This is a genomic window from Methylobacterium sp. WL64 (assembly GCF_008039945.1).
GTDB lineage: Bacteria > Pseudomonadota > Alphaproteobacteria > Rhizobiales > Beijerinckiaceae > Methylobacterium.
Window position 1 is genome coordinate 1 of sequence record NZ_VRVA01000215.1, and the last position, 4696, is coordinate 4696.

Genomic DNA, 4696 nt, shown 5'->3' on the forward strand with positions numbered 1-4696 from the left:
GCCTGGGACAGCTCGGCGGGAAATCCGAACATGAATTCTCGGGCGACAATCGCATCCTGACGGAAGGCATTGGCGTTCGGTCCCCGTGGCCCGTTGCGTTCCCGCATCTCGGCCGCGTTCCACAACTGCCCCCGGTCGCCCGCCCATTCCGGTGCGCCTTTCGGGACAGCCAGGCCGGTGCCTTCTAACCCGCCCTTGCGCCGGTAGTCGTGAACGATGCCCGTCCGCTCGTCCCGGATCACGTCGCACGATCGATAAGCTGCTGCGGCCGTGGCGGATGCACCGTCGCGGCGTCTGATCCTCTGGACATGGGCGGTCAATTCGAGAACCCGCATCCTTTCAGCTCCGTCGTCTGGTCCTCTCCACAGTCATCATGATGTGCGACCCGTCAGGGGCGCGCATAAGCTGGCCGAAGGACAGCCATCGGTCCATGGACCGATCGGGCACCGCAGGTCGCACGAGGCAACTCCGTTGCCGGTTGCAGAATTGAAGGGGGCGAAACAGCATGTTGCTGTTAGGGCTCTGCCCGGCCGTCCCCTGCAATTCTGACTTAAGTGCGCATTTGGGCTTTCCTCCCGCACGACGATGCCCTGTGAAGGGCTGCCAGAATGGCAAGTCAGCTCGCCGGCCGACAGGCGGCGAGGGCGTCGCGCGTGAGGAAAGCCCCCTGCCTGCTTCACTGGACGGGGACATGCCAGAGCTTGTCCCCGTCGCGCAGCTTGCGCTCTGCGGCCGTCGTATGCGGCGGCTTCTGCTCCGGCATCGGATCGTACAACCCCCCGAACAGGGCGGCGTCCTCCTCCCCGAAGTAGGAAAAGCGGTGCAGCGCGAAGGGCGGCAAATTCGGACGCGCGATGGCGGCCAAGATGTTGCCGGCGTCGCGCGCGAAGTGCCGGGCGATCTCGTCCGGCGCCATAAGCGGGCCGCGCACGATCTGCTGGTTCACGGTCCGCCCGCCCGACTGACTCTCATTGGCGTTGGTCATCGCGTTGTTCATGCCGCCAAAGACACCGAGCAGGTCCGGCAGGGCGCGGCCGGACGTGCGCGCCCACGTTTCTGAGTTATTCACAACGGTGCGGATCACTTCGGTATCGCCAAGCCGCTTGGCGATATGATCGGTTGTGGTGAGGTCGGTATTGCCCCAGAAGGTGAGAAGGCCGGCGTTCCCCATGAACGTCTCCCAGGCCTTGTCGTAGTCGCGCTGCAACTGCGTCACGTCCTGCACGATCGGCCACAGTTTCACGCCGAAACTGGCGATCTGGCCAGCGGCGGACTCGACCGTCTCCATATGGCCAAGGGCGGCGAATTCATCGAGGACGAACAAGACGGGCGGCTTGCCGGCCGGGGCGGGTCCGGTGCGCTCCATGGCATCCATGGCAAGCGCCACCATCATGCGCAGCCAACGGCCGTGCGTGGCAAGCTTGGTCGCCGGCAGGGACAGGTAGACCGTCACGCGGTCGGATTTCAGATCCTCCAGCCTGAAGTCCGATGCCCGCAGCACGCGCTGCATCGACGGGCCTTCAAGGAAGGCGGTATGCGTCTCGCACGTCGAACGGACGGACGCGCGTTCGACCGCCGCCCGGTTGGTCATGGCATTGGCGGACGCGGCGATCAGGTCGCCTTGCGCCACCATATGTTCGAGCATCGCATCAAATTCGTCCTTTGGCTGGGTCAGCAGCTCGCGGACACGGATCAGGGTCTTGGATGCCTGCGGCTCCGTCGCCGCGACGTAAAGGATCAGGCCACGCAGAAAGGCGCGCGCGCTCTGGGTCCAGAATGCGCCGTCGCCCTTCGACTGCATCACGAGCGCATCCGCGATCATCCATGACAGGTCGATGCCGCGCTCGGTCTGCGGATCGAGGTCAGCCAGGGGGTTGAAGGCGGCGCGAAAATAGGCGGCCGGACCGGAAACGCGCTGGAACGGATCGAGGGCGAACACCTTGCCCTGTCCGGGGTCCATGGGGAGGGACCATTCCGATCCCTGGGCGGACCGGCGCGACGCGGTCAGCGTCGCAAGCTCGCCCTTGGGATCGATGGCCAGACAACTCCCCGGCCAGAACAGGAGGTTCGGCACGATCAGGGACACGCCCTTGCCGGCGCGGCTGCCGGCGACGGTCAGGATATGCCGGTCGTCCTTGATGCCGTAGGGCCGGCCGATCTCGTCGCGGCCGATGAGGAACATGCCGGGCTGCCATTTTGGCACGCGGAGCGCCAACTCGTTCGAGGACAACCAACGGGCGGTTGCGGTCGGCCGGTCATTGCCAGCCGCTGCCACGCCTCGAGGAAAATCGGCGATGGCATCGCCGGCGTAAATCAAGGGAGGAGCCGGGGGAGGGGGCTTGGCCTTCCAGAACATGCCCCCTCCCTCAAGTCATCCGGTCAGGCCGGCGTGCGCGTCCGCTGCATACCCTGCTGCTGGGTCTGATCGCGGTCCTGGCTCTGCTCACGAGTCTGTTCACGCTGCGTGGCTCGCGTAAAGTCGCAACGCCGTTCCTCGACCAAAGCCGCGCGGTTCGTCTGCTGCGCGTGGCGCTGCGCGATGCTCTCGAAACGGTGCAGTTCCATTTGCCATTTCCGTTCCTGAACCTGACGCAACCGCGCCTTCTGGGCGTTCTCGGACTGACGTTCCTTGAACGCTTCGTGGTCACGGTGTTTCTGCATGCGGTCGGCCTCGTGACGATCCTTGATGGTCTTTTCCTGCTGCGCAAAATGGCCGGGGCGGACGATGGAAGCAACGCGGCCGGCGATGCTGCCGCGCTGCTGATCGAGGGCCTTCAGGTCGCGCCGCTCGGCGGCGTCGATCGACCCCATTTTTGCAGCATGCAGGATATGACCCTCTGCCGCGTTCTGGCGGTGCGACTGCATCTCCTTCCGGTGCAGGTTGCGGATTTGGCTGGTGGTGTGGCGCTGGCTAGCCAATACATCGGCCTGTTGCGCTTTCTCACGCGCCGCCATGTACGCCTCGGCTCTCTTGGTAGCCGCCACTTTCTGCGCCTCTGCCGCTGCCGCCCGTTTGTCCTCGGCCTGACGGTTGAAGGTGCGTTTTGCGTCGGCCTGTAACTGGGCCTGGCGGCGCTGTTCGGTGCGTTTTTTGTTGTCCTCGACCCGTTTCAGCGCGACCTTGGCGGCATCGTCCCGCTTACGTTCCGCCTCGGCCTTCTGCGCCGCCGCCTTCTCGGCAGCGGCGGCGCGATCGGCGATCTTACGCTCCTCAACCTTGCGCTCCTGCTCCTTCCACTGCGCGGTCGGCCGGGCGGCCGCTGCGCGCTGCTGTTCGGCTTTGTCAGCCCGTTCCTGCCGAACCCGGCTTGTGCGGGCGATGGACGCCCGCTGACCGCTCTGTGCGTTCTTCGCCATGGCCCACCTCAATCGACCACAATGCGGTTACGGCTGCGGTTGAGGTCGCCACGGTGAGCAATGGCGGCGGCCTCGTTGTACTTGCGGTGCAGGGTGTCACTACGGGCGATGAGCGCGGCGTTACGCATGGCTAGTTCTGCGTATTCTTCCTGCTGCTGCCGGCGGATGGCATCGGCAAAGCCGCAGGTCTTGCGCAACGCTCCGACGATCTTGCGTGTGTCGTTATTGAGCATGTCGTCGGGGACTGCCTGTCCCAAGGTGCAAAGCCAGTCGGCTATATTGGCCTGCTGAATTTGACCCTCATAGCTTTCATGCAACGTTTGCATCTGATGCTTCAAGATTTCTATTTCCATCTGCACCTTGCCCTGCTCGCGGGCCGTCTCCTCTGCTGTCCGCCGCGCCGTTTCGACTATGGCGATACGCTTCGCCTCGGCCTCAGCACTTTCGATCAGGCCGTAAGTTTCGCCCAACCAGTCGGATGGCTTGTTGCCGACCGGCATGACCACCTGCAACGCCATGAAGCTGACGCCGAACAGGGCTCCGGTTGACGTAAGAATGCGGGCGACGTTCAGAACCCGAACAAGGGCCGGCTTCTGCATCTGCTGCGCGGCGGGGCTAAAGCCCGCGCCGAATTGGGGGGATTGGTCTGGGCCTAACATGATTGCACCTGCCGATGGCTGGCTGAAGAATGCGACGGCGGGGCCGTCGCGGGGATGGGTCATGATGGACGGTATCGTGTGCGTAAGTGTTGCGTCAGTTGCCGCTTGATCCTGCAGCGCACGGCGGCCTCCTGGCGGCAGATTTTAGCAATCTCGGCCAGGCACGCCTCAACGGCGTTAGTGTGCCGGTATTTCGGCTTGGCGGCGTTGGTCTTGCGAATGACTTTTCCCATGACGCCGACCTCCCCGAAAACCGGGCATTGAGGACGTGGCGGGCCGACCGTGGCCCGCCACGGTTCGGTTCAGCCTTTGCGTTTTTCGGCGTTGAAAGTGGCGTTCTTGACCTGGCGCTCCTGCGTCGATGCGCCGGGAGAGATCACAGGGGCAGGTCTGTTTACGCGCGCGTCGTTGGTCGCGGACGCGGTCCACGATGGAGTCTTGTCAGCCATGGGGATTGCTCCAAGGGTCCAGAGTCGGACCCAGGCGCAACATGCCAGCGAACCGTCATTTTTTCAAGTGAACAATCACTTTAAAAATCTAGGTTGCCGGCCTTTTTGCGGGCGCGATAGGCGCGGAGGCGCAAGGCGTTATACAGTTTGGCCGAAGGCTCAAGCTTAGCCATATCAACGCTGGATAGCTGTTCTTCGGTCAGGGCCTTCCGCCGAGGCATGTTCCAGTTC

General features: G+C 63.9%; 5 protein-coding genes. All 5 read right to left on the minus strand.

Annotated elements, in window-relative coordinates; all coding sequences use genetic code 11:
- On the minus strand, nucleotides 1-335 hold a 335-nt coding region (locus FV242_RS32720; protein ID WP_187278669.1), incomplete at its 3' end, for a MobA/MobL family protein.
- 341 nt (nucleotides 336-676) lie between these two features.
- Entirely contained in the window at nucleotides 677-2356 is a 1680-nt protein-coding gene (locus tag FV242_RS32725; RefSeq protein WP_147941843.1) for a type IV secretory system conjugative DNA transfer family protein, read from the minus strand.
- A gap of 23 nt (nucleotides 2357-2379) precedes the next feature.
- Nucleotides 2380-3357 (minus strand): hypothetical protein, encoded by a 978-nt coding sequence (locus FV242_RS32730; protein ID WP_147941844.1) that lies wholly within the window; start codon nucleotides 3355-3357, stop codon nucleotides 2380-2382.
- An 8-nt stretch (nucleotides 3358-3365) separates the two neighbouring features.
- Nucleotides 3366-4079: a hypothetical protein gene (locus tag FV242_RS32735; protein WP_147941845.1), complete on the minus strand. Its 714-nt coding sequence runs from the start codon at nucleotides 4077-4079 to the stop codon at nucleotides 3366-3368.
- Nucleotides 4080-4318: 239 nt separating this feature from the next.
- Nucleotides 4319-4465: a hypothetical protein gene (locus FV242_RS35085; protein ID WP_187278670.1), complete on the minus strand. Its 147-nt coding sequence runs from the start codon at nucleotides 4463-4465 to the stop codon at nucleotides 4319-4321.
- Between the last annotated feature and the right edge of the window lie 231 nt (nucleotides 4466-4696).